This window comes from Pseudomonas citronellolis, assembly GCF_900112375.1.
Lineage (GTDB): Bacteria > Pseudomonadota > Gammaproteobacteria > Pseudomonadales > Pseudomonadaceae > Pseudomonas > Pseudomonas citronellolis.
Genome location: NZ_FOLS01000002.1, coordinates 90,560 through 115,994, shown reverse-complemented (window position 1 = coordinate 115,994; position 25,435 = coordinate 90,560). Strand labels below are relative to the sequence as shown.

General features: G+C 68.6%; 17 protein-coding genes. 13 read left to right on the top strand and 4 right to left on the bottom strand.

Annotation, left to right across the window (positions count from 1 at the left end; translation table 11 throughout):
- On the top strand, positions 1 to 765 hold the full coding sequence (gene madM, locus BM060_RS02310) for a malonate transporter subunit MadM (protein WP_074976960.1): 765 nt from the start codon (positions 1 to 3) through the stop codon (positions 763 to 765).
- 35 nt (positions 766 to 800) lie between these two features.
- Here madM and BM060_RS02305 read toward each other — a convergent pair whose 3' ends face one another.
- Positions 801 to 1,772 (bottom strand): LysR family transcriptional regulator, encoded by a 972-nt coding sequence (locus tag BM060_RS02305; RefSeq protein ID WP_074976958.1) that lies wholly within the window; start codon positions 1,770 to 1,772, stop codon positions 801 to 803.
- Between the two features lie 535 nt (positions 1,773 to 2,307).
- Between BM060_RS02305 and BM060_RS02300 the strand changes: the two genes are divergently transcribed.
- From BM060_RS02300 to BM060_RS02260, 9 genes are all read left to right on the top strand, one after another.
- Positions 2,308 to 3,642, top strand: coding sequence for a carbohydrate porin (locus BM060_RS02300; protein WP_074976957.1), 1,335 nt, complete (start codon positions 2,308 to 2,310; stop codon positions 3,640 to 3,642).
- Positions 3,643 to 3,701: 59 nt separating this feature from the next.
- On the top strand, positions 3,702 to 5,828 hold the full coding sequence (locus BM060_RS02295) for a TonB-dependent receptor family protein (protein ID WP_083426711.1): 2,127 nt from the start codon (positions 3,702 to 3,704) through the stop codon (positions 5,826 to 5,828).
- Positions 5,829 to 5,872: 44 nt separating this feature from the next.
- The gene (locus BM060_RS02290) at positions 5,873 to 8,284 is read left to right on the top strand and encodes a glucose/quinate/shikimate family membrane-bound PQQ-dependent dehydrogenase (protein WP_074976954.1); all 2,412 of its coding nucleotides are present in this window, start codon (positions 5,873 to 5,875) and stop codon (positions 8,282 to 8,284) included.
- An 817-nt stretch (positions 8,285 to 9,101) separates the two neighbouring features.
- Positions 9,102 to 11,750: a nitrate/nitrite transporter gene (locus tag BM060_RS02285; RefSeq protein WP_074976952.1), complete on the top strand. Its 2,649-nt coding sequence runs from the start codon at positions 9,102 to 9,104 to the stop codon at positions 11,748 to 11,750.
- Positions 11,751 to 11,779: 29 nt separating this feature from the next.
- Positions 11,780 to 15,544, top strand: a complete 3,765-nt coding sequence (locus BM060_RS02280; RefSeq protein ID WP_074976949.1) for a nitrate reductase subunit alpha — start codon at positions 11,780 to 11,782, stop codon at positions 15,542 to 15,544.
- Positions 15,541 to 17,097, top strand: coding sequence for a nitrate reductase subunit beta (gene narH, locus BM060_RS02275; RefSeq protein WP_074976947.1), 1,557 nt, complete (start codon positions 15,541 to 15,543; stop codon positions 17,095 to 17,097). Before BM060_RS02280 ends, narH begins: the two co-directional genes overlap by 4 nt.
- Positions 17,090 to 17,851, top strand: a complete 762-nt coding sequence (gene narJ / locus BM060_RS02270; RefSeq protein WP_074976945.1) for a nitrate reductase molybdenum cofactor assembly chaperone — start codon at positions 17,090 to 17,092, stop codon at positions 17,849 to 17,851. The genes narH and narJ overlap by 8 nt, the downstream gene beginning before the upstream one ends.
- Before the next feature lie 13 nt (positions 17,852 to 17,864).
- On the top strand, positions 17,865 to 18,548 hold the full coding sequence (gene narI / locus BM060_RS02265) for a respiratory nitrate reductase subunit gamma (RefSeq protein ID WP_074976943.1): 684 nt from the start codon (positions 17,865 to 17,867) through the stop codon (positions 18,546 to 18,548).
- Positions 18,549 to 18,559: 11 nt separating this feature from the next.
- Positions 18,560 to 19,381 (top strand): peptidylprolyl isomerase, encoded by an 822-nt coding sequence (locus tag BM060_RS02260; RefSeq protein ID WP_074976941.1) that lies wholly within the window; start codon positions 18,560 to 18,562, stop codon positions 19,379 to 19,381.
- Positions 19,382 to 19,665: 284 nt separating this feature from the next.
- Here the strand turns inward: BM060_RS02260 and greB are convergent, their stop codons facing one another.
- The 3 genes from greB to BM060_RS02245 are packed head-to-tail and all read right to left on the bottom strand — an operon-like array spanning position 19,666 to position 23,390.
- Entirely contained in the window at positions 19,666 to 20,163 is a 498-nt protein-coding gene (gene greB, locus BM060_RS02255; RefSeq protein WP_074976940.1) for a transcription elongation factor GreB, read from the bottom strand.
- A 37-nt stretch (positions 20,164 to 20,200) separates the two neighbouring features.
- Complete coding sequence (locus BM060_RS02250) at positions 20,201 to 22,693, bottom strand: ABC transporter permease (RefSeq protein WP_135499921.1); 2,493 nt, start codon at positions 22,691 to 22,693, stop codon at positions 20,201 to 20,203.
- A gap of 13 nt (positions 22,694 to 22,706) precedes the next feature.
- Positions 22,707 to 23,390, bottom strand: coding sequence for an ABC transporter ATP-binding protein (locus BM060_RS02245; protein ID WP_074976936.1), 684 nt, complete (start codon positions 23,388 to 23,390; stop codon positions 22,707 to 22,709).
- A gap of 10 nt (positions 23,391 to 23,400) precedes the next feature.
- On the opposite strand from BM060_RS02245, the gene BM060_RS02240 reads away from it, so the two are divergent.
- The 3 genes from BM060_RS02240 to BM060_RS02230 all read left to right on the top strand — a co-directional run bounded on the left by BM060_RS02240 (position 23,401) and on the right by BM060_RS02230 (position 25,407).
- Entirely contained in the window at positions 23,401 to 24,006 is a 606-nt protein-coding gene (locus BM060_RS02240; RefSeq protein ID WP_074976933.1) for an arylesterase, read from the top strand.
- Between the two features lie 71 nt (positions 24,007 to 24,077).
- On the top strand, positions 24,078 to 24,356 hold the full coding sequence (locus BM060_RS02235; protein WP_009623507.1) for a hypothetical protein: 279 nt from the start codon (positions 24,078 to 24,080) through the stop codon (positions 24,354 to 24,356).
- Between the two features lie 76 nt (positions 24,357 to 24,432).
- A complete protein-coding gene (locus tag BM060_RS02230) occupies positions 24,433 to 25,407 on the top strand; it encodes a L,D-transpeptidase family protein (RefSeq protein WP_009623505.1) in 975 nt (324 codons plus the stop codon).
- The last annotated feature ends 28 nt before the right edge of the window (positions 25,408 to 25,435 follow it).

Sequence of the window (25,435 nt, the reverse complement as noted above, 5' to 3'; positions counted from 1 at the left end):
ATGTGGCAGATCGTCGAGAACGCGCTCATCCATAACGGCCTGGTCACCGCCTTCGCGGTGGTGGGCGTGATCATGTGGGGGTCGGTGCTGATTTCCCGCCACCTGACCTTCGGCCGCGTCCACGGCTCGGCCATCGCCATCCTCATCGGCCTGGTGCTGGCCTGGGTCGGCGGCACCCTCAGCGGCGGGCAGAAGGGCCTGGCCGACCTCTCGCTGTTCTCCGGCATCGGCCTGATGGGCGGGGCCATGCTGCGTGACTTCGCCATTGTCGCCACGGCCTTCGAGGTGCAGGCCACCGAGGCGCGCAAGGCCGGGCTGATCGGCGTGGTGTCGCTGCTGCTGGGCACTATCCTGCCGTTCATCGTCGGGGTGATAGTGGCCTGGTCGTTCGGCTACCGCGACGCGGTGAGCATGACCACCATAGGCGCGGGCGCGGTCACCTACATCGTCGGCCCGGTCACCGGCGCGGCGCTGGGTGCCAGCTCCGACGTGATGGCGCTGTCCATCGCCACCGGGCTGATCAAGGCCATCCTGGTGATGGTCTTCACCCCGGTCTCGGCACGCCTGCTGGGCCTGGACAACCCGCGCTCGGCGATGGTCTTCGGCGGCCTGGCCGGCACCGTCAGCGGCGTCACCGCCGGGCTCGCCGCCACCGACCGGCGCCTGGTGCCCTACGGCGCGCTGACCGCCACCTTCCACACCGGCCTGGGCTGCCTGCTCGGCCCCTCGCTGCTGTACTTCTGCGTGCGTGGCCTGGTGGGTTGAGCTAGTGAGCGGTTGAGTGAAGCGGGCGGGGCGCCTCAGGCCCCCGCCCGCGCCGCTTCCTGCTCGTGGCGCATGCCGTACATGCGGCATTCGGCGAGCAGCGCCAGCAGGTTCGGGTCGCGCTCCTTGGCGCGCAGGAACACCACGCCGATGCGTTGCTGCAGGCGGTAGCGCGCCTGCAGCGGAATCAGCTTCACGCGGTTCTCGTACACCGCCTCGATGCGCTTGGGCAGCAGCGCGTAGCCCACCCCGGAACTGACCATGCTGAGCAGGGTGAAGATGTCGTTCACCTGCATGGCGATGTGCGGCTCGAAGCCGGCCTGGCGGAACACCCGCACGCCGTCCTGGTGGGTGGCGAAGCCCTGGGCGAGGGTGACGAAGGGCGCGTCCTTCAGGCTGGCCAGGTCGATCTCGGCCTGCTCGGCGTAGGGCGAATCCACCGGCACGGCGAGGAAGATGTCATCGGAGAACAGCGGCAGCTGCTCGCAGTCGGGGTCGGCCACGCTCTCGTTGAGCGACACCAGGATGGCGTCCAGCTCCATGTTCTTCAGCTGGTAGAACAGGTCGACGTTGGAGCCGAGGATGAGGTCGATGTTCAGCTCGCTGCGCCGCAGCTTCAGGCCCATGATCAGTTGCGGCACGGTCTTCACCGTCAGCGAATAGAGCGCGCCGAGCTTGAAGCGCTCGGCAGAGAAGCCGGCGGCCTCGCGGGTGAGGCGCACCGTCTCGTTCACGTCCTGCACCAGCTTCTGCGCGCGTTCCTCCAGCACGAAGGCGCTTTCCAGCGGCGTCAGCGTGCGCCCCTCGTGCTTGAACAGCGGGCAGCGCAGGGCGCTTTCCAGGGAGTGGATGGCGCGGTGCACGCTGACGTTGCTGGTGCCCAGCTCGGCGGCGGCGCGGGCCAGGTTGCCGGTGCGCATGAAGGCCAGGAAGACTTCCAGTTTCTTCAGCGTCAGCTCTTCGTCGATGCGCGGCGTGGGCGCGCTGGCCGTGTCAGCGCGGGGCATGGGCGGCTCGGGCGGCGTGCGGAAGAGGCATGGGGATTCTCGCTTCGTCGATGGCCCGGCCAAGGTAGCGGAGCCGGGCGCGGGCTGCCAGCGCCGTGCCGGTGGTGGTTTGGAGAGGTGTTTGGACAGCGCTGTCTTTTGCGCGCGGGAGGCTGCATGTCGCCGCAGGGCCCCGCAGGCGCGAACCTGTGAGTCGCCATTACCCTGGTTATTGTGCGGTTATTGAGGAAAATGTTTCACGAACGGGCTGGATTATTACGGGATATGAAAAATAATATTGCCAGCCCTGCGTCTGGCCATTAGCCCGCGCGGGCAGTAACGTGCGCGTCGCCTTTGACCGGGCATTTTTTTCACCTGCAAAAGATAGCGCTGTCTCAAGGCTGCGCAGGTTTTCCGGGGCAGGGGGAATGGCCGCGCCAGAGCGCTGCGTCGGCCCCTGTTCTACAGTTTTCGTTTGGCCATGCGGCTCGCGCCCCGTTGGGGAGCGGGCCGGGTGGCGCTTTTTCGCTTCAGGCTGCCAGGAGGAATAGCCCCCATGATCACCGCCCGCAATCTCGCCCCGGGGCTGGGGCTGCTCGCCCTGCTGGCCGGCGGCGCCCATGGCGACGAGGCTTTTTCCGCCGATTCGAAGTGGGGCCTGGGGGACTGGGGCGGCACCCGCAGCGAGCTGCTGGAGAAGGGCTACGACTTCAAGCTGGACTACGTCGGCGAGGCCGCGGGCAACCTGCACGGCGGCTACAACGACGACAAGACCGCGCGCTACACCGACCAGTGGGCGCTGGGCACGCACCTGGACCTGCAGAAGATCCTTGGCTGGCATGGCGCGGAGTTCCAGCTGACGGTGACCGAGCGCAGCGGCAACAACCTCTCCAACGACCGCATCAGCGATCCGCGCGCCGGCCAGCTCAGCTCGGTGCAGGAAGTCTGGGGCCGCGGCCAGACCTGGCGGCTGACACAGATGTGGTACAAGCAGACCTTCCTCGACGACGCCCTGGACATCAAGGTCGGCCAGTTCGGCGAGGGCGAGGACTTCAACAGCTTCCCCTGCGACTTCCAGAACCTGGCCTTCTGCGGCTCGCAGGTGGGCAACTGGGTCGGCGGCATCTGGTACAACTGGCCGGTGGCGCAGTGGGCGCTGCGGGTGAAGTACAACCTCAGCCCCGAGTTCTTCGTGCAGGTCGGCGCCTACGAGCAGAACCCCTCGAACCTGGAGACCGGCAACGGCTTCAAGCTCAGCGGCAGCGGCACCAAGGGCGCCATCCTGCCGGTGGAGCTGGTGTGGTCGCCGAAGGTCGGCGGGCTGCCGGGCGAATATCGCCTGGGCTACTACTACAGCACCGCCAAGGCCGACGACGTCTACGAGGACGTCAACGGCCAGCCCCAGGCGCTGACCGGCAACGCCTTCAAGTCCCACGGCAGCAAGCACGGCTGGTGGGTGGTGGCGCAGCAGCAGGTCACCGCGCACAACGGCGACGCCGCGCGCGGCCTGAGCCTGTTCGCCAACTTCACCGTGCATGACCAGGCGACCAACAGCATCGACAACTACCAGCAGGTGGGCATGGTCTACAAAGGCCTGTTCGATGCCCGGCCGAAGGACGATATCGGCCTGGCGGTGGCGCGCATCCACATCAACGATGACGTGACCAAGCACCAGAAGCAGATCAACGAAGTCGCCGGCATCGACGACTACGACAACCCGCTGTTCCAGCCGGTGCAGCACAGCGAATACGACGCCGAGCTGTACTACGGCGTGCACGTCACCAACTGGCTGACGGTGCGGCCGAACCTGCAATACATCAAGCATCCCGGCGGCGTCTACGAGGTGGACAACGCCCTGGTCGCCGGCTTGAAGATCCAGTCCAGCTTCTGAGCCGCCACGTCATCACCAAGGCCCCGGCCAGCGCCGGGGCCGGGAGCAGGAACCTCAGCATGTCCTTGCGTTTTCGCCCGCTCAGCCTCGCCATGACCCTGCAGCCGCCGCTGCTGCTCTGGGGCCTGGGCACCGGCACCTTCGCCCTTGCCGCGGACAGCGCCGTGCCCGCCGACGAGGTGTTCGCCCCGATGGTCGTCACCGGCACCTACGCGCCGGTCTCCAGCTTCGACCTGCCGTTCTCCATCGACACCGTGCAGCAGCCGCAGATCGGCGACGGCCAGCTCGGCGTCAACCTCTCCGAAGTGCTGCCGCGGGTGCCCGGCCTGGTGGTGCAGAACCGCCAGAACTACGCCCAGGACCTGCAGATTTCCTCGCGCGGCTATGGCGCGCGCTCGGCCTTCGGCATTCGCGGGCTGAAGCTGCTCAGCGACGGCATCCCGGCCAGCACGCCGGATGGCCAGGGCCAGGCGGCGACGCTGAACCTGGACGTGGCCGAGCGCATCGAGGTGCTGCGCGGCCCGGCCTCGACCATTTACGGCAGCAACGCCGGCGGGGTCATCCAGATGTTCAGCCGCGACGGCTCCGGCCCGCCGAAGGTGGGCGCCGAAACCACCTTCGGCAGCGACGGCTTCAACAAGAACCACCTCTACGCCGAGGGCGGCAACGACAAGGCCGGCTTCCTCCTCGACGCCTCGCGCATGGACACCGACGGCTACCGCGACCACAGCGCCGCGCGCCGCGACCAGACCTTCGCCAAACTCAACTTCAGGCCCGACGACGACAGCCGCCTGGCGCTGATCTACAGCAGCCTGGAGCAGAACAACACCCAGGATCCGCTGGGCCAGACCTGGGACGCTTACCAGCACGACCCGCGCTCGGTGGCCTCGGTGGCCGAGACCTACGACACGCGCAAGAGCATCGACCACCAGCAGGTGGGCATGAACTACGAGCGCTACTTCGGCGACGCCACCTTGCAGTTCAACCTGTACGCCGGCCAGCGCAGCGTCATCCAGTACCTGTCGATCCCCAGGGGCGTGGTCTCCAACACCCAGCGCGGCGGCGGCGTGGTGGACTTCGACCGCGAATTCCACGGCGGCACCCTGCGCTGGATCCAGCCGGTGCATGGGGTGCCCGGCGAGCTGACCGTCACCACCGGGGTGGACTACGACCGCAGCCGCGACGACCGCCACGGCTACCAGAACTACAGCGGCGACCTGCTGGGCGTGAAGGGCGAGCTGCGCCGCGACGAGGACGACATCGCCACCAGCCTCGACCCCTACGTGCAGGCGCGCTGGGAGCTGGGCGACTGGACCTTCGACGCCGGCCTGCGCCACAGCACCATGAAGATGGAAGTGGACGACCACTACCTGGCCAACGGCGACTCCAGCGGCTCGAAGAAGTACCAGAAGAACACCCCATCGCTGTCGGTGATGTACGCCTTCACCCCCGAGCTGCACGGCTACGTCAGCGCCGGCAAGGGCTTCGAAACGCCGACCCAGGCCGAGATGGCCTACGCCCCGGGCCTGGTGGAAAGCTTCAACTTCGGCCTCGACCCGGCCACCAGCACCCAGTACGAGCTGGGCCTGAAGGCCAAGGTCGGCGGCGACACGCGGATCAACGCGGCGATCTTCGAAATCCGCACCGACGACGAAATCGTCGTCGCCAGCTCCACCGGCGGCCGCACCAGCTACCAGAACGCCGGCAAGACCCTGCGCCGGGGCTTCGAACTGGGCGTGCAGAGCCAGCTCAACGAACAGTGGGACGCGACCCTCGCCTACACCCGCCTGGAGGCCACCTACGACGAGGACTTCGTCGAGAGCGGCAGCACCATCGAGAAGGGCAACCACCTGCCCGGCGTGCCCGGCAGCAGCCTCTACGGCGAGCTGGTGTGGAAGCCGCGCCAGGACATCAGCATGGGCTTCGAAGGGCAGTACCGCAGCAAGGTCTATGTTGAAGACAGCAACGAGGACAAGCCGGCGCCCAGCTATGCGGTGTTCAACTGGCGCACCCGCTTCGAACAGCGCTACGGCCCCTGGACGTTCCACCAACTGGTGCGCCTGGACAACCTGCTGGACCGCCAGTACGTCGGCTCGGTCATCGTCGGCGACAGCAACGGCCGCTACTACGAGGCCGCCCCGGGGCGCTCCTGGTACGCCGGCGCCGGCCTCGAATACCAGTTCTGAACCCAAGCAGTACCCGCTCACTGAAAGACCGAAGGAGAACACGCATGAGCACTGACGGTGCGTTTGGCAGGTCACGCCTGCTGCCGAGCCTGCTCGGACTATTGTTGCTGCTGATGGGCCTGGCCCTGCTGGCCGGCGGCGTCAAGCTGCTGAGCCTGGGCGGCTCGCTCTACTACCTGGTGGCCGGCGTGGTGCTGGCCGTCACCGGCGTGCTGCTGCTGCTCGGCCGCGTCGCCGCCATCGGCCTGTACGCGCTGTTCCTGCTGGGCAGCACCCTGTGGGCCTGGTACGAAGTGGGTCTGGACTGGTGGCAGCTGGTGCCGCGCCTGGCGCTGTGGTTCGTGCTCGGCATCGTCCTGCTGCTGCCCTGGCTGCGCCGCCCGCTGCTGAGCGCAGGCCCCGCGCCCAAGGCCACCGCGCTGCTGGGCCTGGCCGTGGTGCTGGCCGGCGCCACCGCCATCGCCTCGCAGTTCACCAACCCGGGCCGCATCGAAGGGCGCATCGACCGCGCCAGCGCCGGCGTGCCCAACGCCGCCCCGGCGCAGCCCGAAGGTGACTGGCAGGCCTACGGGCGCACCGCCTTCGGCGACCGCTACTCGCCGCTCACGCAGATCAACCCGGACAACGTCCACCAGCTGAAGCTGGCCTGGACCTTCCGCACCGGCGACCTGCCCGGCCCGAACGACCCGGGCGAGACCACCGCGGAGAACACCCCGCTGAAGGTCAACGGCAAGCTCTACGTGTGCACCCCGCACAGCCAGGTGATCGCCCTGGACCCGGACAGCGGCAAGGAACTCTGGCGCTTCGATCCCAAGCTGAGCACGCAGAACGCGGCCAACTTCAAGGGCTGGGCGCACATGACCTGCCGCGGCGTGGCCTACCATGACGAGGCCGCCTACGCCGCCAAGGCCGCCGACGGCACTACCGTCGCCAGCCCGGCGCCGGCCGCCGGCAGTTGCCCGAAACGCCTGTTCGTGCCCACCGCCGACACCCGCCTGATCGCCCTCGACGCCGACACCGGCAAGGTCTGCGAAGGCTTCGGCAACAAGGGCGAGATCGACCTGCGCGCCAACATCGGCAGCTTCACCGCCGGCGGCTACTACTCCACCTCGCCGCCGGCCGTGACCCGCGACCTGGTGATCATCGGCGGCCACGTCACCGACAACGTCTCCACCGACGAGCCTTCCGGGGTGATCCGCGCCTACGACGTGCGCGACGGCCACCTGGTGTGGAACTGGGACAGCGGCAATCCGGACGCCACCGCGCCCATCGCCGCCGACCAGACCTACACCCGCAACTCGCCGAACATGTGGTCGGTGGCCAGCGTCGACGAGAAGCTCGGCCTGGTCTACCTGCCCATGGGCAACCAGATGCCCGACCAGTGGGGCGGCAACCGCACCCCCGAGGCGGAGAAGTTCAGCGCCGGCGTCACCGCGCTGGACCTGGCCACCGGCAAGGTGCGCTGGACCCACCAGTTCACCCACCACGACCTGTGGGACATGGACGTCGGCGGCCAGCCGACCCTGGTCGACCTGAAGACCGCCGACGGCATCAAGCCGGCGCTGCTGGCCTCGACCAAGCAGGGCAGCATCTACGTGCTCGACCGGCGCAACGGCGAGGCCATCGTGCCGATCAACGAAACCCCGGTGCCGCAGGGCGCGGTGGAAGGCGACCACACCTCGCCGACGCAGCCGATGTCCGAGCTGAACTTCATGCCCACCACCCTGCGCGAGAAGGACATGTGGGGCGTGACGCCGTTCGACCAGATGCTCTGCCGCCTGGACTTCAGGTCGCTACGCTACGAGGGCATCTACACCCCGCCGTCGCTGCAGGGCTCGCTGGTGTTCCCGGGCAACTTCGGGGTGTTCGACTGGGGCGGCGTGTCGGTCGACCCGGTGCGCCAGATCATGTTCGTCAACCCCGACTACATGGCCTTCAAGTCCAAGCTGGTGCCCAGCGAGGCAATCGCCGGCGGCCCGGCCCGCAAGAGCGAGACCGAAGGCGTGCAACCCAACGCCGGTGCGCCCTACGGCGTGATCATGGAGCCCTTCCTGTCGCCCGTCGGCCTGCCCTGCCAGGCCCCGGCCTGGGGCTACGTGGCGGCGGTGGACCTGACGAACCACAAAGTGATCTGGAAGCACAAGAACGGCACCGTGCGCGACAGCTCGCCGGTCCCGCTGCCGCTGACCATGGGCGTGCCCAGCCTCGGCGGCCCGATCACCACCGCCAGCGGTCTGGGCTTCCTCAGCGGCACCCTGGACCAGTACCTGCGCGCCTACGACCTGCGCGACGGCAAGGTCCTCTGGGAAGGCCGCCTGCCGGCCGGCGCCCAGACCACGCCGATGACCTACACCGGCAAGGACGGCAAGCAGTACGTGCTGGTCATGGCGGGCGGGCATGGCTCCCTGGGGACTCGTCAGGGGGATTACGTGATGGCCTTTGCGTTGCCGGATTGACGGTATCGTTGGAATGAAAGAACGCCCGCGGAGTGATCCGCGGGCGTTTTTGTTTGCAGGGTTGGTAGGAGCGAGCTTGCTTGCGAACAGGCTCCCCGGTGACTCCTCTGCCAAGCCCACCTTTGTTCCCTCTCCCTAACCCTCGGCTGCGCGCCCCGCCCTGAAGGGAGAGGGGACCGTTCGGTGTGCGCGGGTGTTTCGGAGTTAGCCGGCTAGCACGAAGTTTCCGGCTGACGCCAAATCCATTCTCGGCACGGACAAGCCCCCTCTCCCTTCAGGGAGAGGGCTGGGGAGAGGGCGCTCTGAAGGCTCACCACCAAAGCCCCCGGCAAGCACCTCACCCCATCACCCGATTACGCCCACCCTCCTTGGCCCGTTACACCGACTCTGTGGCTGAACTCGGCGCGCTCTTCAACGGCGGCTCCGTGCCCGGCAGCCAGCGGGATGTGGCCAAGGCCAAACGGCGGATAACGCGGAGCGTTATCCGCCCTACGCCACGCCCACCATGGACGTAGGGCGTATAACCGTTCACGGTTATACGCCGTCACACCTTCCTTGCCGGCCACCCCGTGGCTGAACCTGGCGCGGCTTCGACGGCGGCGCCTGCCTGAGGCGGCGTTCTGGAATTCTCGCGGAACCTGACTACGCTCAGTTCTTGCACCAAAGCGGTGCCACGATAACGAAAGCAGCAACATCAACCGTGATTGGCCTGAGTGCGATGCTATTCGCTGTGGACCGGTAGCCGCCGGTATCGGGACTCGCCCCCGGGCCTGTAGAGCAAGCGCCGTTCGAGGCGCTCGCCAGGGACTGCGCGCGCATGGCTACGACCGCTCCTGTCCGGGATCAATACCGGGCCCTCGGCTTGTCGACATTGGCGTTCACCCTCTGCTTCGCCGTGTGGACGCTGTTCTCCATCCTCGGCTTGCAGATCAAGGACGAGTTCGGGCTGACCGACACCCAGCTCGGCCTGCTGATGGCCACGCCGGTGCTGACCGGCTCCATCTCGCGGATCTTCCTCGGCCTGTGGACCGATCGCTACGGCGGACGCTGGGTGTTCGGCCTGGTGATGCTGGCCTCGGCGCTGTGCGTCTACCTGCTGACCTTCGCCACGGACTTCTACAGCCTGCTGCTGGCGGCCCTGGGCGTGGGCCTGGCCGGCGGCGGCTTCATCGTCGGCACCGCCTACACCTCGGCCTGGTTCGAGCCGGGGCGCCAGGGCACCGCGCTGGGCATCTTCGGCGCCGGCAACGTCGGCGCCGGCATCACCAACTTCGCCGCGCCCTTCCTGCTGCTGGCCCTGGGCTGGCGCGGCGCCGCGCTGGTGTATGCCGCGGTGCTGGCGGTCATGGGCGTGGCCTTCATGCTGCTGGCCAAGTCCGACCCGCAGAGCCAGGCGCGCAAGCAGCAGCCCATTCCCCTGGCGGAGCAACTGGCGCCGCTGGCGGAGCTGCGCGTCTGGCGCTTCTCGCTGTACTACTTCTTCGTCTTCGGCGCCTTCGTCGCCCTGGCCCTGTGGCTGCCGCACTACCTGATGCAGGTGTTCGGCGTCAGCCTGGCCAGCGCTGGGGTGATCGCCGCGCTGTACACGGTGCCGGCGTCGCTGTTCCGCATCCTCGGCGGCTGGCTGTCCGACCGCTACGGCGCGCGCCGGGTGATGTACTGGACCCTCGGCGTGTCGGTGCTGTGCACCTTCCTGCTCAGCTACCCGCCGACGCGCTACATCGTCAGCGGCGTGCGCGGTGAGCTGGAGTTCTCCCTGCACCTGGGCCTGGCCGGCTTCATCCCGGTCATCGTGGTGCTGGGCTTCTTCATGTCGCTGGGCAAGGCGGCGGTGTTCAAGCACATCCCCAGCTACTACCCGCAGCACGTCGGCGTGGTCGGCGGCCTGGTGGGCATGGTCGGCGGGCTGGGCGGCTTCCTGCTGCCGCTGACCTTCGGCATGCTCAACGACGTCATCGGCGTCTGGCAGAGCTGCTTCATGCTGCTGTTCCTGATCGCCGCAGGCGCCCTGGCCTGGATGCACTACGCGATCCGCATGGCCGAGCGCGTGGAATGGGCCGAGCGGCGCGAGGGCCGCGACCTGCCGGAGTTGTCCACCCCCAGCAGCTTCGTGCTGCTGGACTGGCACCCGGAGGACGCCGCGTTCTGGGAGAGCAAGGGCAAGCGCATCGCCACGCGCAACCTGTGGATCTCCATCCCCAACCTGCTGCTGGCCTTCGCCATCTGGATGGTCTGGTCGGTGGTGGTGGCCAAGCTGCCGCTGGCCGGCTTCAGCTACAGCGCCAACCAGCTGTTCTGGCTGGCGGCGCTGCCCGGGCTGTCGGGCGCCACCCTGCGCATCTTCTACAGCTTCATGGTGCCGATCTTCGGCGGCCGGCGCTGGACCGCGCTGTCCACCGCCTCGCTGCTGCTGCCGGCGCTGTGGATCGGCTTTGCCGTGCAGAACCCCAACACGCCCTACCTGATCATGCTGATCCTCGCCCTGCTGTGCGGCCTGGGCGGCGGCAACTTCTCCTCGAGCATGGCCAACATCTCGTTCTTCTTCCCCAAACAGGCCAAGGGCGCGGCCATGGGCCTGAACGCCGGGCTGGGCAACCTGGGCGTGAGCGTCATGCAGTTCCTGGTGCCGCTGGCGATCACCCTGGCGGTGTTCGGCAGCCTGGGCGGCGAGCCGCAGACGACCGCCGCCGGCACCCCGCTGTGGCTGCAGAACGCCGGCTTCATCTGGGTGCCGTTCATCATCGCCGCGACCCTCGCCGCCTGGTTCGGGATGAACGACATCGCCAGCGCCAAGTCCTCGTTCAGCGACCAGATGGCGATCTTCAAGCGCAAGCACACCTGGCTGATGAGCGTGCTCTACACCGGCACCTTCGGCAGCTTCATCGGCTTCTCCGCCGGCTTCCCGCTGCTGGCCGGGCACCTGTTCCCGCAGGTCGACGTGCTGCGCTTCGCCTTCCTTGGCCCGCTGATCGGCGCCTTGAGCCGCGCCTTCTCCGGCGGCCTGGCCGACCGTTTCGGCGGCGCCCGCATCAGCCTCTGGGTGTTCGTTGCCATGGCCGTGTGCGTCGGCGGCGTGCTGTTCTTCATCGGCATCAAGGACCAGCCGGGGGCCTACTGGGGCTTCCTGGCCATGTTCCTGCTGCTGTTCTTCTTCTCCGGGGTCGGCAACGCCAGCACCACGCAGATGATCCCGGCGATCTTCCGCATCCAGACGCCGCGCCTGTTCCCCGGCCTGCCCGCCGGGCAGCAGGCGCTGCAGAGCGAGAAGGAGTCCGCCGCCGCGGTGGGCTTCATCTCGGCGGTGGCGGCCTACGGCGGCTTCTTCATCCCGAAGTCGTTCGGCAGCTCGTTCGACCTGACCGGCGGGCCGGAGTGGGCGCTCTACGGCTTCATCGTCTTCTACGCCCTGTGCATCGTCGTGACCTGGTTCTACTACACCCGCCGTAACGCCGAGGTGAGCTGCTAGCCATCCGGCCCGCGCCGAGGAGGAGAGAAATGAGTTACTTCATCGACCGCCTGCGCTACCTGGTCAAACGCCCGCCGGAATTCGCCGGCGGCCACGGCGAGACCCGCGACGAGAGCCGCGCTTGGGAAGACGGCTACCGCCAGCGCTGGCAGTTCGACAAGATCGCCCGCTCCACCCACGGGGTGAACTGCACCGGCTCGTGCAGCTGGAAGATCTACGTGAAGAACGGCCTGGTCACCTGGGAAACCCAGCAGACCGACTACCCGCGCACCCGCCCGGACCTGCCCAACCACGAGCCGCGCGGCTGCCCGCGCGGGGCCAGCTACTCCTGGTACCTGTACAGCGCCAACCGGTTGAAATACCCGCTGGTGCGCAAGGCGCTGATCCAGCTGTGGCGCGAGGCGCTGGCCAGCCACAGCGACCCGGTGCAGGCCTGGGCGAGCATCGTCGAAGACCCGCAGAAGACCAAGCAGTACAAGTCCATCCGCGGCCGCGGCGGCTTCGTGCGCAGCGACTGGGACGAGCTGCAGACGCTGGTCGCCGCGGCCAACGTCTACACCATCAAGACCTACGGCCCGGACCGCGTCGCCGGCTTCTCGCCGATCCCGGCCATGTCCATGGTCAGCTACGCCTCGGGCACCCGCTACCTGTCGCTGATCGGCGGGGTGTGCCTGAGCTTCTACGACTGGTACTGCGACCTGCCGCCCGCATCCCCGCAGGTGTGGGGCGAGCAGACCGACGTGCCCGAGTCGGCCGACTGGTACAACTCCGGCTACCTGATCGCCTGGGGCAGCAACGTGCCGCAGACGCGCACCCCCGACGCGCACTTCTTCACCGAGGTGCGCTACAAGGGCACCAAGACCGTGGCCATCACCCCGGACTACGCGGAAATCTCCAAGCTCTGCGACGAGTGGATGAGCGCCAAGCAGGGCACCGACTCGGCCCTGGCCATCGCCATGGGCCAGGTGATCTTCAAGGAATTCCACCTGGAGAACCCGCGGAGCTATTTCACCGACTACGCGCGCCGCTACACCGACCTGCCGATCCTGGTGGAACTGGAGCCGCGCGCCGAAGGCGGCCTGGTCCCCGGCAAGCAGCTGCGCGCCGCCGACTTCGCCGGCCAGCTGGCGCAGGCCAACAACCCCGAGTGGAAGACCGTGGCCTGGGACGAGGCGGGCGAGCGCCTGGTGGTGCCGCGCGGCTCCATCGGCTTCCGCTGGGGCGAGTCCGGCCACTGGAACCTGGAACCGGTGGACGCCGAGGGCCGCGATGTGCGCCTGGCGCTGTCGCTGCTGGGCCGCCACGACGAAGTGGCGCGGGTGGCCTTCCCGTACTTCGGCGGCATCGAACGCAAGCACTTCCCCAACGTGCCGGTGCGCGACGTGCTCTACCACCACGTGCCGGCCAAGCGCCTGCAACTGGCCGACGGCCGCGAGGCGCTGGTGGCCAGCGTGTTCGACCTGATGGCCGCCAACTACGGCATCGACCGCGGCCTGCAGCCCACCGTGGGCGGCGCCGGCGAGGACGACGGCGCCAGCGACTACGGCCAGCTCAAGCCCTACACCCCGGCCTGGCAGCAGGCCATCACCGGAGTGCCGGCGGCGCAGATGATCCGCATCGCCCGCGAGTTCGCCGAGAACGCCGACAAGACCCACGGCCGCTCCATGATCATCGTCGGCGCCGGGATGAACCACTGGTACCACATGGACATGAACTACCGCGGGCTGATCAACATGCTGATCCTCTGCGGCTGCATCGGCCAGAGCGGCGGCGGCTGGTCGCACTACGTCGGCCAGGAGAAGCTGCGCCCGCAGACCGGCTGGACGCCCCTGGCCTTCGCCCTGGACTGGCACCGCCCGCCGCGGCACATGAACGGCACCTCGTTCTTCTACAACCACTCCAGCCAGTGGCGCTACGAGAAGCTGGAGGTGAAGGAACTGCTCTCGCCCCTGGCCCGGCCGCAGGACTTCGGCGGCAGCCTGGTGGACTTCAACGTGCGCGCCGAGCGCATGGGCTGGTTGCCCTCGGCGCCGCAGCTGAGCACCAACCCGCTGCGCCTGGCCGCCGCGGCCCAGGCCGCCGGCAAGAGCACCGCCGACTACGTGGTGGAACAGCTCAGGAGCGGCCAGCTGCGCTTCGCCAGCGAAGACCCGGACAACCCGCAGAACCACCCGCGCAACCTGTTCGTCTGGCGCTCCAACCTGCTCGGCAGCTCGGGCAAGGGCCACGAATACATGCTCAAGTACCTGCTGGGCACGAAGAACGGCGTGCTCGGCAAGGACCTGGGCGAGGCCGGCAAGCAGAAGCCCGAAGAGGTGCTGTGGAAGGACGAGCCCATCGAGGGCAAGCTCGACCTGCTGGTGACCCTCGACTTCCGCATGTCCACCACCTGCCTGTACTCCGACGTGGTGCTGCCGACGGCGACCTGGTACGAGAAGGACGACCTCAACACCTCGGACATGCACCCCTTCATCCACCCGCTCACCGCCGCCACCGACCCGGCCTGGGAAGCGCGCAGCGACTGGCAGATCTACGACGGCATCGCCCGCGCCTTCTCGCGCCTGTGCGTCGGCCACCTGGGCGAGGAGACGGACCTGGTGACCCTGCCGCTGCAGCACGACAGCCCCGGCGAGCTGGCCCAGTCCGAAGTGCGCGACTGGAAGAAGGGCGAGTGCGAGCCCATCCCCGGCAAGACCATGCCCTCGCTGATCGAGGTCAAGCGCAACTACCCGGAAACCTACGAGCGCTTCAGCTCCGTCGGCCCGCTGCTGGACACCCTGGGCAACGGCGGCAAGGGCATCGCCTGGCAGACTCAGGATGAGGTCGACCTGCTCGGCAAGCTCAACTACCGCAAGCTCGACGGTTCCGCCGAAGGGCGCCCGCGCCTGGCCTCGGCGGTGGACGCGGCGGAGATGATCCTCACCCTGGCCCCGGAAACCAACGGCCAGGTGGCGGTCAAGGCCTGGGCCGCGCTGTCGAAGATCACCGGGCGCGACCACACCCACCTGGCGCGGCCCAAGCAGGAAGAGAAAATCCGCTTCCGCGACCTGGTGGCGCAGCCGCGCAAGATCATCTCCAGCCCCACCTGGTCGGGCCTGGAAGACGAGCACGTCAGCTACAACGCCTGCTACACCAACGTCCACGAACTGATCCCCTGGCGCACCCTCAGTGGCCGCCAGCAGTTCTACCAGGACCACCCCTGGATGCGCGCCTTCGGCGAGAGCCTGATGGTCTACCGCCCGCCCATCGACACCAAGGCCGCGGCCAGCGTCGCCGAGCCGCGCAGCAACGGCAACCCGGAGATCGCCCTGAACTGGCTGACGCCGCACCAGAAGTGGGGCATCCACTCCACCTACAGCGACAACCTGCTGATGCAGACGCTGTCGCGCGGCGGGCCCATCGTCTGGATCAGCGAGGACGACGCGCGCGCCATCGGCGTGGTCGACAACGACTGGATCGAACTCTACAACGCCAACGGCGCCATCGCCGCGCGGGCGGTGGTCAGCCAGCGGGTGCGCCCGGGCATGGCGATGATGTACCACGCCCAGGAACGCATCCTGAATATCCCCGGCTCCGAAGTGACGGGTACGCGCGGCGGCATCCACAACTCGGTGACGCGGGTCTGTCCCAAGCCGACCCACATGATCGGCGGCTACGCGCAGCTGTCCTACGGCTTCAACTACTACGGCACCGTCGGCTCCAACCGCGACGAGTTCGTCATCGTGCGCAAGATGAAGCGCATCGACTGGCTCGACGGCGAAGGCAACGACTACCAGCAGGAGGCGGTGAAATGAAGATCCGTTCCCAGGTCGGCATGGTCCTCAACCTCGACAAGTGCATCGGCTGCCACACCTGCTCGGTCACCTGCAAGAACGTCTGGACCAGCCGCGAAGGCATCGAATACGCCTGGTACAACAACGTCGAGACCAAGCCCGGCATCGGCTATCCCAAGGAATGGGAGAACCAGAAGAAATGGAACGGCGGCTGGGTGCGCAATGCCGACGGCTCCATCAACCCGCGCATCGGCGGCAAGTGGCGGGTGCTGGCGAACATCTTCGCCAACCCCGACCTGCCGCAGATCGACGACTACTACGAACCCTTCACCTTCGACTACCAGCACCTGCACAGCGCCGCCCAGGGCGAGCACCAGCCCGTGGCGCGGCCGCGCTCGCTGATCAGCGGGCTGCGCATGGACAAGGTGGAGTGGGGGCCGAACTGGGAGGAACTGCTGGGCACCGAGTTCGCCAAGCGGCGCAAGGACATCAATTTCGAGCAGGTCCAGGCCGACATCTACGGCCAGTTCGAAAACACCTTCATGATGTACCTGCCGCGCCTGTGCGAGCACTGCCTGAACCCGGCGTGCGTGGCCTCGTGCCCCAGCGGCGCCATCTACAAGCGCGAGGAAGACGGCATCGTCCTGATCGACCAGGACAAGTGCCGCGGCTGGCGCATGTGCATCAGTGGCTGCCCGTACAAGAAGATCTACTACAACTGGAAGAGCGGCAAATCCGAGAAATGCATCTTCTGCTACCCGCGCATCGAGACCGGCCAGCCGACGGTCTGCTCCGAGACCTGCGTGGGGCGCATCCGTTACCTCGGCGTGCTGCTCTACGACGCCGACCGCATCGAGGAAGTGGCCGCCTCCGCCGATGACCGCGACCTCTACCACCGCCAGTGCGAAATCTTCCTCGACCCCCACGACCCGCAAGTGATCGAGCAGGCGCGCAAGGACGGCGTGCCCGACAGCGTCATCGCCGCGGCCCAGGCCTCGCCCGTGTACAAGCTGGCCATCGACTGGCAGCTGGCGCTGCCGCTGCACCCGGAGTACCGCACGCTGCCGATGGTCTGGTACGTGCCACCGCTGTCGCCCATCCAGTCCGCCGCCGAGGCCGGCCACGTGGAATTCGACGGCGTGCTGCCGAAGATCGAATCGCTGCGCATCCCGGTGCGCTACCTGGCCAACATGCTCACCGCCGGCGAAGAGGCGCCGGTGGTGCTGGCCCTCAAGCGGCTGATGGCCATGCGCGTGTACATGCGCGCCAAGCACGTGGACGGCACCCTCAACAGCGAAGTGCTGCAGCAGGTCGGCCTGAGCCAGCGCCAGGTGGAAGAGATGTACCGCTACCTGGCCATCGCCAACTACGAGGACCGCTTCGTCATCCCCACCGGCCACCGCGAGGCCCTGCCCGACGCCTACGCCGAGCGCAGCGGTTGCGGCTTCAGCTTCGGCAACGGCTGCCACGGCGGCAACAGCGAGGTCAGCCTGTTCGGCGGCAGCAAGCAGACCACCACCCTGGTCAAGCCGGTGCAGACCTTCGACCCGGTCGAGGACAGCCGCCATGGATGAGCGCCAGCCCCAGGGCCTGCTGAGCCTGCGCGTGCTGGCCCGGCTGCTCGACTACCCCTGCGCCGGGTTGCAGGCGGCGGCCGGTGAACTGGCCGCCATCCTCGACGACGAGATGCGCCTGCCCGAGCCCCTGCGCAAGCGCCTGGGCCAGTGGTGCCAACGCCTGGCGCGGAGCGACCTGCTGGACCTGCAGGAAGCCTACGTCGAACTCTTCGACCGCGGCCGCTCGGTCTCACTGCTGCTGTTCGAGCACGTCCACGGCGAATCCCGCGACCGCGGCCAGGCCATGGTCGACCTGCTGGCCGAGTACGAGGCCGCCGGCTTCCAGCTCGACGCTCGCGAGTTGCCCGACCACCTGCCGCTGTTCCTCGAATACCTCTCCACCCGCAGCCACGCCGAGATCGGCCAGTGGCTGGGCGACATCCAGCACATCCTCGCGCTGCTCGCCGCGCGCCTGGAAGAGCGCGGCGCCGACCACGCGCTGGTGCCCCACGCGCTGCTGGCGCTGATCGGCCGCAGCGAACTGATCCAGCAGCAGCGTCCGGCGGTCGAGGGGGAAGCGCCGGACCACACGCCACAAGCTCTGGACGCGGTGTGGGAAGAGGAAATCGTCCGCTTCAACGCCGAGACCGACCAGGACTGCAGCCTGCAGTCCGCCGAGGGCCGGCGCCTGGTCGAGCGCAAATACCAGGCGGTGCCCCAGGTCGTCCAGGTCCTGCCCGCCACCCCGTCCCCCCTGGCGGACGGCCAATGAACGGAGGCTCACCATGTTCGAAGACTACGTTCTGCACCTGCTCTACGGTTACTACCCCTACCTGGCCGGCACCGTGTTCCTGCTCGGCAGCCTGCTGCGCTACGACTACGGCCAGTACACCTGGAAGACCGGCTCCAGCCAACTGCTCTCCAGCCGCCACATGCGCCTGGCCAGCAACCTGTTCCACATCGGCATCCTGGCGATCTTCTTCGGCCACCTGGTCGGCCTGCTGACGCCGCACTGGGTCTACGAGCCGTTCCTCTCCGCCGGCCACAAGCAGCTCATGGCCATCCTCTTCGGCGGCGCGGCCGGGGTGCTCTGCGTGATCGGCGGCGGCATGCTGCTCTGGCGCCGGCTGTTCAACCCCAGGGTGCGCGCCTCGTCCAGCCTCATGGACAACCTGATCATCGCCCTGCTGCTGTTGCAGGCGTGCCTGGGGCTGATCACCATCTTCTTCTCGCTGCACCACCTGGACGGCGAAATGATGCTGGCCCTGGCCGGCTGGGCGCAGTCCATCGTGTTCTTCCGCGGCGACGCGGCCAGCTTCCTGATCGGCACGCCGCTGATCTTCAAGATCCACATCTTCATCGGCCTGACCATCATCCTGCTGTTCCCCTTCACCCGCCTGGTGCACGTCTGGAGCATCCCCTTGGGCTACTTCGGGCGTAACTACCAGATCGTCCGCCGCCGCGGCTGAGGAGCGAAGCCATGGCCCAAATGATCGCCGTCGAGAACCTGCCGGACGAACCCGTCGCGGTGATCCGCGTCGGCAGCGCCCGGCTCAGCGAAGCCGACATCGCCCGGGAAACCCCCTTCCACCCGGCCGCCTCCCTGGCCGAGGCGCAACTGCAGGCGGCCCGCGCCCTGGTGGTGCGCGAACTGCTCGGGCAAAGGGCCGCCAGCCTCGGCCTGCTGCCAGCGGGCGAACTGGCGGAGGAGGGCGCCGACCAGGCCGTGGCGGCGCTGCTGGAGCGCGAACTGCAAGTCCCCGAACCCGACGAGGACGCTTGCCGGCGCTACTTCGAAGCCCAGCGCGAACGCTTCGCCGAGCCGGCCAGGATCAAGGTCCGCCACATCCTCCTGCCCGCCGCCCCGGACGACGCCAGCGCCCGCGACGCCCACTACCACCTGGGCGAAAAACTGCTGCGCGAACTGCACCGCGACCCGCAACGCTTCACCGAGCTCGCCCAACGCCACTCGGCCTGCCCGTCGAAGGAAGAAGGCGGCGACCTGGGCTGGCTGCGCGCCGGGCAAACCGTCGCCGAACTCGACCAGGCCCTGCACCGCCTGCCCCTGGGCCTGCACGACCGCCCCCTGGCCTCGCGCTATGGTTGGCACCTGGTCAGCATCGACCAACGCCAGGAAAGCCGCCCGCTGCCCTACGCCCAGGTCAGCACCCGCGTCCGCCACAGCCTGCGCGAAGAATCCACCCGCCAGGCCCTGCGCCAATACCTGCTGGCGTTGGAGAAGGAAATCGGGGTGCAAGGCATCACCCTGGACGACAGTCCCGAGCATGGCGCCCGGTCGTGACGTGAGCGCCACCCGCACCATTCACCTGTAGGAGCGCGCCCTGCGCGCGAAATCGCGGGCAGGGCCCGCTCCTACAGGTTGCACGGTATTCCTCCCCCCGTAGGAGCAACTGTCTTGCGCCGAGGTGCTCTTTGTAGGATGGGTTGAGCACTTGCGAAACCCATGCGGTTGCGGTGATGGGTATCGCTTCGCTCAACGCCATCCTACGAAAAGCCGTGCTTCCTGGGACCGTAGGAGAGGGCCTTGTCCGCGATTGCGCCGGCAGGCGCTGCGCGGGGCAGCGCTCAGGGATAGTCGATCTCGACCACGAACCAGAGCTTCTCGCCCGCCGGCGTGCGCACCATGACTTCGGCGTCCAGCTCCTTGCCCACCAGGGCGCGGGCCAGGGGCGAGTCGATGCTGATCTGGTTGCTGCGCAGGTCCAGCTCGTCCGGGCCGACGATGCGGTAGCGGGCCTGTTCGCCGTCCTCGTCCTCCAGCGTCACCCAGGCGCCGAAGTAGACCTTGTGCGGGTCGCCCGGGCGGTCGCGCACCACCTTGAGGTTCTCCAGGCGCTTGCGCAGGAAGCGCACGCGGCTGTCGATCTCGCGCAGCATCTTCTTGCCGTAGATGTACTCGGCGTTCTCCGAGCGGTCGCCGAGCGCGGCCGCCTCGCTCACCGCCTGGGTCACCTGGGGGCGGCGCACGTTCCACAGTTCGTGCAGTTCGGCGCGCAGGCGCGCCTCGCCTTCGGGGGTGATCAACGGGGTTCCGGCGGTGCGCGGCGGGCGATAACGGCTCATGGGGTTCCGGCTGTGGCTGGGCGGGCCCTGGAGTCTATCAGCCTTCGCGGAGCAGGCGCAGCGGGCTCAGGGTCAGCGCCCGACGCGTGCCGAACAGCCCGGCGCCGCCCACCAGCAACGCGCCCAGCAGCGGCAGGCCGAGCAGCCAGGGGTGCGGATGCCAGGGCAGCTGGAACACCAGGCTGTAGAGCAGGTAGCTGATCAGCTCGCAGCCCAGGGCCGCCAGCACGCCGCTGACCGCGCCGAGCAGGGCGAACTCGCTGCGCCGGGTGCGTTGCAGCAGCTCGCGCTCGGCGCCCAGGGCGCGCAGCAGGGCGCCCTGGCGCAGGCGCTCGTCGAGGGTGGCCTGCAGGCCGGCGAAGAGCACTACGAAGCCGGCGGCGAGGACGAACACCAGCACGTATTCCACCGCCAGGGTGACCTGGTCGAGGATGCTGCGCAGCTGCGCCAGCAGCACGTCCACCGGCAGCAGGGTGACGGTGGGGAAGGCGCGGGCCAGCTCGATGGCGCTGCGCTGGTCGCTGGCGGGCAGGTAGAAGCTGGTCAGGTAGGTCACCGGCAGGTCGGCGAGGGTGCCGGGCTGGAAGACCATGAAGAAGTTCGGCTGGAAGTTGTCCCACTTCACCGAGCGCAGGCTCTGCACCTGCACCTCGCGGGTCTGCCCGGCGACGTTGAAGCTCAGGCGGTCGCCGAGCTTGATGCCGAGGTTGCCGGCGAGCTTTTCCTCCACCGAGACGCCGGGTAGTTCGCCGGCCGGCGCGTCGCCCCACCAGCGCCCGGCCACCAGTTGGTTGCCGGCGGGCAGTTTCTGCGACCAGGTCAGGCCGAGGTCGCGTTGCAGGGCGCGCTCGCTGCGCACATCTTCGCTGAGCGTCTGCACTGGCTGGCCGTTCACCGCCACCAGGCGCCCGGGGACCATGGGGAACAGCCCTTCGGCGTTGGGCGAGACCTTGCGCACGCGGGCTTCGAAGGCGTCCTTTTCCGCCGGCAGGATGTTCAGGGCGAAATAGTTGGGCGCGTTGGCCGGCAGCTGGGCGTGCCAGGTGTCCAGCAGCTCGCCGCGCAGCAGGGCGATCAGCGCCATGGCCAGCAGGATCAGGCCGAAGGCCAGGCTCTGCCCGGCGGCGGCCAGCGGGTGGCGCAGCAACTGGCCCAGGCCCAGGCGCCAGGGCAGGCTGGCGCGCGACAGCAGGCGGCGCAGGCCGTTCAGGGCGAGCAGCAGCAGGGCGCCGAGGATGGCCGCGGCGACCACGCCGCCGCCCAGCAGGGCCAGGGTCAGGCGCAGGTCCAGGCTCAGCCGCCACATGATCAGGCCCAGCGCCAGCAGCGCGCAGCCGTAGGCCAGCCAGCTGCGCATGGGCACCGGCAGCAGGTCGCTGCGCAGCACCCGCAACGGCGGCACCCGGCCCAGGGCTGCCAGAGGCGGCAGGGCGAAACCGGCGAGGGCGACCAGGCCGGTGGCGACGCCGGCCAGCGCCGGCACCGGCCCGGCCGGCGGAATCTGTGGCGGCAGCAGGTCGCCCAGCAGCGTCACCAGGCCGAGCTGCGCCAGGTAGCCGAGCAGCGCGCCGAGCAGGCTGGCGGCCAGGCCCAGGCTGAACAGCTGCAGGCCATAAAGAAGCAGTGCTTCGCGGCGCGTCAGGCCCAGGCAGCGGAGCAGGGCGCTGGCGTCGAAGCGGCGGGCGGCGAAGCGGTTGGCCGAGAGCGCCACCGCCACGCCGGCGAGGAGGATGGCCGCCAGGCTGGCGAGGTTCAGGTAGCGCTCGGCGCGCTCCAGGGCGTCGCCGATCTGGCGGTTGCCGTGGTGCGCGTCGAGCAGCCGTTGGTTCGCCGCAAGCCCCGGCTCCACCGCGCGGCGGTAGGCCTGCAGGGCCTGGCCGTCGCCTTCCCAGAGGTCGCGGTAGCGCACCCGGCTGCCGGGCTGGACCACGCCGGTGGCCTGCAGGTCGTGCAGGTTCATCATTACCCGCGGGGTGAGGCTGTAGAAGTCGCCGGCGCGGTCCGGCTCGTAGGTCAGCACGCGGGCGATGCGCAGGTCCTGGCGGCCGATCTCGATGCTGTCGCCGACCTTCAGGTCGAGGCTGGTGAGCAGCCGCGTCTCGACCCAGACTTCGCCGGGTTGCGGCCGGCCGCCGGCGCGTTCCGGCTCCAGGGGCGCAGCCGCGCTCTTCAGCTCGCCGCGCAGCGGGTAGCTGTCGTCCACCGCCTTGACGCTGCTGAGCTGGATGCCCTGGTCGGTGGCGATGACGCTGGAGAACTCGACGCTGTAGGCATGTTTCAGGCCCAAGCGGTTGCCGCTGTCGATCTGCTCCGGGGCGGCCGGCTGGGTGCCGCTGAGGACCAGGTCGGCGCCGAGGAATTCCGAGGCGCGCACCAGCATGGCGCCGTTCAGCCGTGCGCTGAAATAGCCGATGGCGGAGCTGGCAGCCACCGCCACCAGCAGGGCGAAGAACAACACGCGCAGCTCGCCGCTGCTCCACTCGCGCAGCAGTTGGCGCAGGGCCAGGCCGAACAGGCGCGACAGCGGCAGCGATTTCATCGGCTCAGGGCTCCGCGTGGTCGATCAGGTGGCCGCTTTCCAGGCGGATCTGGCGCTGGCAGCGGTGCGCCAGGCGCTCGTCGTGGGTGACCAGGACCAGGGTGGTGCGGCGCTCGCGGTTGAGTTCGAAGAGCAGGTCGCTGATGCGCTCGCCGGTGCTGCTGTCGAGGTTGCCGGTGGGCTCGTCGGCGAACAGCACGTCGGGTTCGGCTGCGAAGGCGCGGGCGATGGCGACGCGCTGCTGCTCGCCGCCGGAGAGCTGGCGCGGGTAGTGGGTGAGGCGCTGGCCCAGGCCGACGCGCTCGAGCAGGGTGCGGGCGCGCTCGCGGGCGTCGCTGCGGCCCTCCAGCTCCAGGGGCAGCATGACGTTCTCCAGGGCGTCGAGGCTGTCGAGCAGCTGGAACGACTGGAAGACAAAGCCGACGTGGGCGGCGCGCACCCGCGCGCGCTGGTCCTCGTCGAGCTCGCCCAGGCGGTGCCCGGCCAGTTCCACGCTGCCGCCGCTGGGCTCGTCGAGCCCGGCCAGCAGGCCGAGCAGGGTGGACTTGCCGGAGCCGGAGCTGCCGACGATGGCCAGGCTGTCGCCGCGCTGCAGGGCTAGGGAGAGGTCGTGGAGGATGGTCAGCTCGCCTTCCGCGCTGGGAACGACCTTGCTAAGGTTGCGCGCGGTGAGAATGCTTTCGCTCATGGAGGGTCCGATGCGTGCATGGCTATCGAGCGTCTGCCTGGCGTTGCTGCTGGTCGCCCAGCAAGCCGCGGCGCAGACGCTGCTGGTCGTCGGCGATAGTATCAGCGCCGGTTTGGGAGTGGATACCGGCCGCGGCTGGGTCAGCCTGCTGGAGCAGCGGCTGAAGGACGAGGGTTTCGACTACCGGGTGGTCAATGCCTCGGTCAGCGGCGACACCAGCGCCGGTGGCCTGGCGCGCCTGCCGGCGCTGCTTTCCGGGGAGAAACCCGGCGTCGTGGTGATCGAGCTGGGCGGCAACGACGGCCTGCGCGGGCAGGCGCCGCAGCAATTGCAACAGAATCTTGCTTCGATGGTCGCGGCCTCGCGCCAGGCCGGGGCCAAGGTGCTGTTGCTGGGCATGCGCCTGCCGCCCAACTATGGTGAACGCTATACCCAGGCTTTCGCCCGGGTGTTCCAGCAGGTCGCCGAGCAGGGCGGGGTGCCGCTGGTGCCGTTCTTCCTCGACGGCGTGGGCGGCGTGCCGCAGATGATGCAGGCCGACGGCATCCATCCGGCCGTGGCCGCGCAGCCGCGCCTGCTGGACAACGTCTGGCCGCAGCTCAAGCCGTTGCTCTGATCGCCGGGCTGTCGGAAGGCTTCCCCGCGCGGGGGCTTTCCGCTATGTTTGCGCACCCTTCAGGAGCCGCCATGTCCCGCCCCGCCTGGACCCTCTTCGCCTACCAGCTGATCGAACCCGATTCCCAGCTCGATCTGTTCGCCTGCCGCGAGGTGCGCGTGCATCTCGTCGCCCGGCAGCTGGAGCTCGGCTCCCCCGCGGACCGAACCCTGTGCGGCGGCCTGCTGCCGGCGCAACCGCTCTGGCGCGAGGCCCGGCGGCCGCAGCTGCGCGACCGGCGGCTGTGCCCGGAATGCCTGAAACGCCTGGAGCAGGAAAAACGCGGGCAACGATTTTCCTGGGTATTGTGAACTCTCCCGGAAAATAGGGTCTGAGTGGTACACTACCGCCCCCTCTGTCAACTGTGCTCTCGCCAAGGATCTCCGGATGTTGTCGCGTGTTATCGCCGCCTGCTCGCTGTCTTTTGCCGCGCTGCTCTCGGCCGGCCCCGTTTCCGCCCTCGAGCTGCCGCTGCCGGCGCCCGGCGAGGATATCGTCGGCCAGGTGCAGGTCATCAAGGCCAAGTACGAAGACACCTTCGCCGACCTCGGCCAGACCTATGACCTGGGCTACCAGGAAATGCTCGCCGCCAACCCGGGCGTCGACGCCTGGCTGCCCGGCGTGGGCACCGAGGTCATCATCCCGACGCGCTTCATCCTGCCGCCCGGCCCGCGCGAAGGCATCGTGATCAACATCGCCGAGTACCGCCTGTACTACTTCCCCAAAGGCAAGAACGTGGTCTACACCTACCCGCTGGGTATCGGCCGCGAGGGCTGGGGCTCGCCCATCGCCCACACCAGCATCGTCGCCAAGACCAAGGATCCGGCCTGGTACCCGCCGGCGTCGATCCGCGCCGAGCACGCCGCCGACGGCGACCCGCTGCCGACCGTGGTGCCGCCGGGGCCGGACAACCCGCTGGGCCCGTTCAAGATGTCGCTGGGCGTTCCCGGCTACCTGATCCACGGCTCGAACAAGAAGTTCGGCATCGGCACCCGCACCAGCCACGGCTGCTTCCGCATGTACAACGGCGACGTGACCGAGCTGTTCCCGATGGTGCCGGTGGGCACTTCGGTGCGCATCATCAACGAGCCGTACAAGTTCGGCCGCAGCGAAGGCAAGATCTACCTCGAGGCCCATACGCCGATCGACGACCACGGCAACCCCTCGGTCGTGGACAAGCACACCGCAGTGATCAACGCGCTGCTCAAGCGCGAAGACATCGCCAACCAGATGCAGATGGACTGGAACGTGGTGCGCGAAGTGGTGGCGGCCGAAGACGGCCTGCCGGTGGCCATCGCCATGCCGCAGCAGCCCGGTTCCTCAGTGGCTGCCAGCGAGAACACCACCGTGCAGATGCCCTGACGCCTGCGCCGTTGTGCCGAGCCCGCCG

What these genes read in the sequence shown, in the direction of transcription:
- madM (WP_074976960.1), top strand. Translation starts at nt 1, where the DNA reads ATGTGGCAGATCGTCGAGAACGCGCTCATCCATAACGGCCTGGTCACC.
- BM060_RS02305 (WP_074976958.1), bottom strand. Translation starts at nt 1,772, where the DNA reads ATGCCCCGCGCTGACACGGCCAGCGCGCCCACGCCGCGCATCGACGAA.
- BM060_RS02300 (WP_074976957.1), top strand. Translation starts at nt 2,308, where the DNA reads ATGATCACCGCCCGCAATCTCGCCCCGGGGCTGGGGCTGCTCGCCCTG.
- BM060_RS02295 (WP_083426711.1), top strand. Translation starts at nt 3,702, where the DNA reads ATGTCCTTGCGTTTTCGCCCGCTCAGCCTCGCCATGACCCTGCAGCCG.
- BM060_RS02290 (WP_074976954.1), top strand. Translation starts at nt 5,873, where the DNA reads ATGAGCACTGACGGTGCGTTTGGCAGGTCACGCCTGCTGCCGAGCCTG.
- BM060_RS02285 (WP_074976952.1), top strand. Translation starts at nt 9,102, where the DNA reads ATGGCTACGACCGCTCCTGTCCGGGATCAATACCGGGCCCTCGGCTTG.
- BM060_RS02280 (WP_074976949.1), top strand. Translation starts at nt 11,780, where the DNA reads ATGAGTTACTTCATCGACCGCCTGCGCTACCTGGTCAAACGCCCGCCG.
- narH (WP_074976947.1), top strand. Translation starts at nt 15,541, where the DNA reads ATGAAGATCCGTTCCCAGGTCGGCATGGTCCTCAACCTCGACAAGTGC.
- narJ (WP_074976945.1), top strand. Translation starts at nt 17,090, where the DNA reads ATGGATGAGCGCCAGCCCCAGGGCCTGCTGAGCCTGCGCGTGCTGGCC.
- narI (WP_074976943.1), top strand. Translation starts at nt 17,865, where the DNA reads ATGTTCGAAGACTACGTTCTGCACCTGCTCTACGGTTACTACCCCTAC.
- BM060_RS02260 (WP_074976941.1), top strand. Translation starts at nt 18,560, where the DNA reads ATGGCCCAAATGATCGCCGTCGAGAACCTGCCGGACGAACCCGTCGCG.
- greB (WP_074976940.1), bottom strand. Translation starts at nt 20,163, where the DNA reads ATGAGCCGTTATCGCCCGCCGCGCACCGCCGGAACCCCGTTGATCACC.
- BM060_RS02245 (WP_074976936.1), bottom strand. Translation starts at nt 23,390, where the DNA reads ATGAGCGAAAGCATTCTCACCGCGCGCAACCTTAGCAAGGTCGTTCCC.
- BM060_RS02240 (WP_074976933.1), top strand. Translation starts at nt 23,401, where the DNA reads ATGCGTGCATGGCTATCGAGCGTCTGCCTGGCGTTGCTGCTGGTCGCC.
- BM060_RS02235 (WP_009623507.1), top strand. Translation starts at nt 24,078, where the DNA reads ATGTCCCGCCCCGCCTGGACCCTCTTCGCCTACCAGCTGATCGAACCC.
- BM060_RS02230 (WP_009623505.1), top strand. Translation starts at nt 24,433, where the DNA reads ATGTTGTCGCGTGTTATCGCCGCCTGCTCGCTGTCTTTTGCCGCGCTG.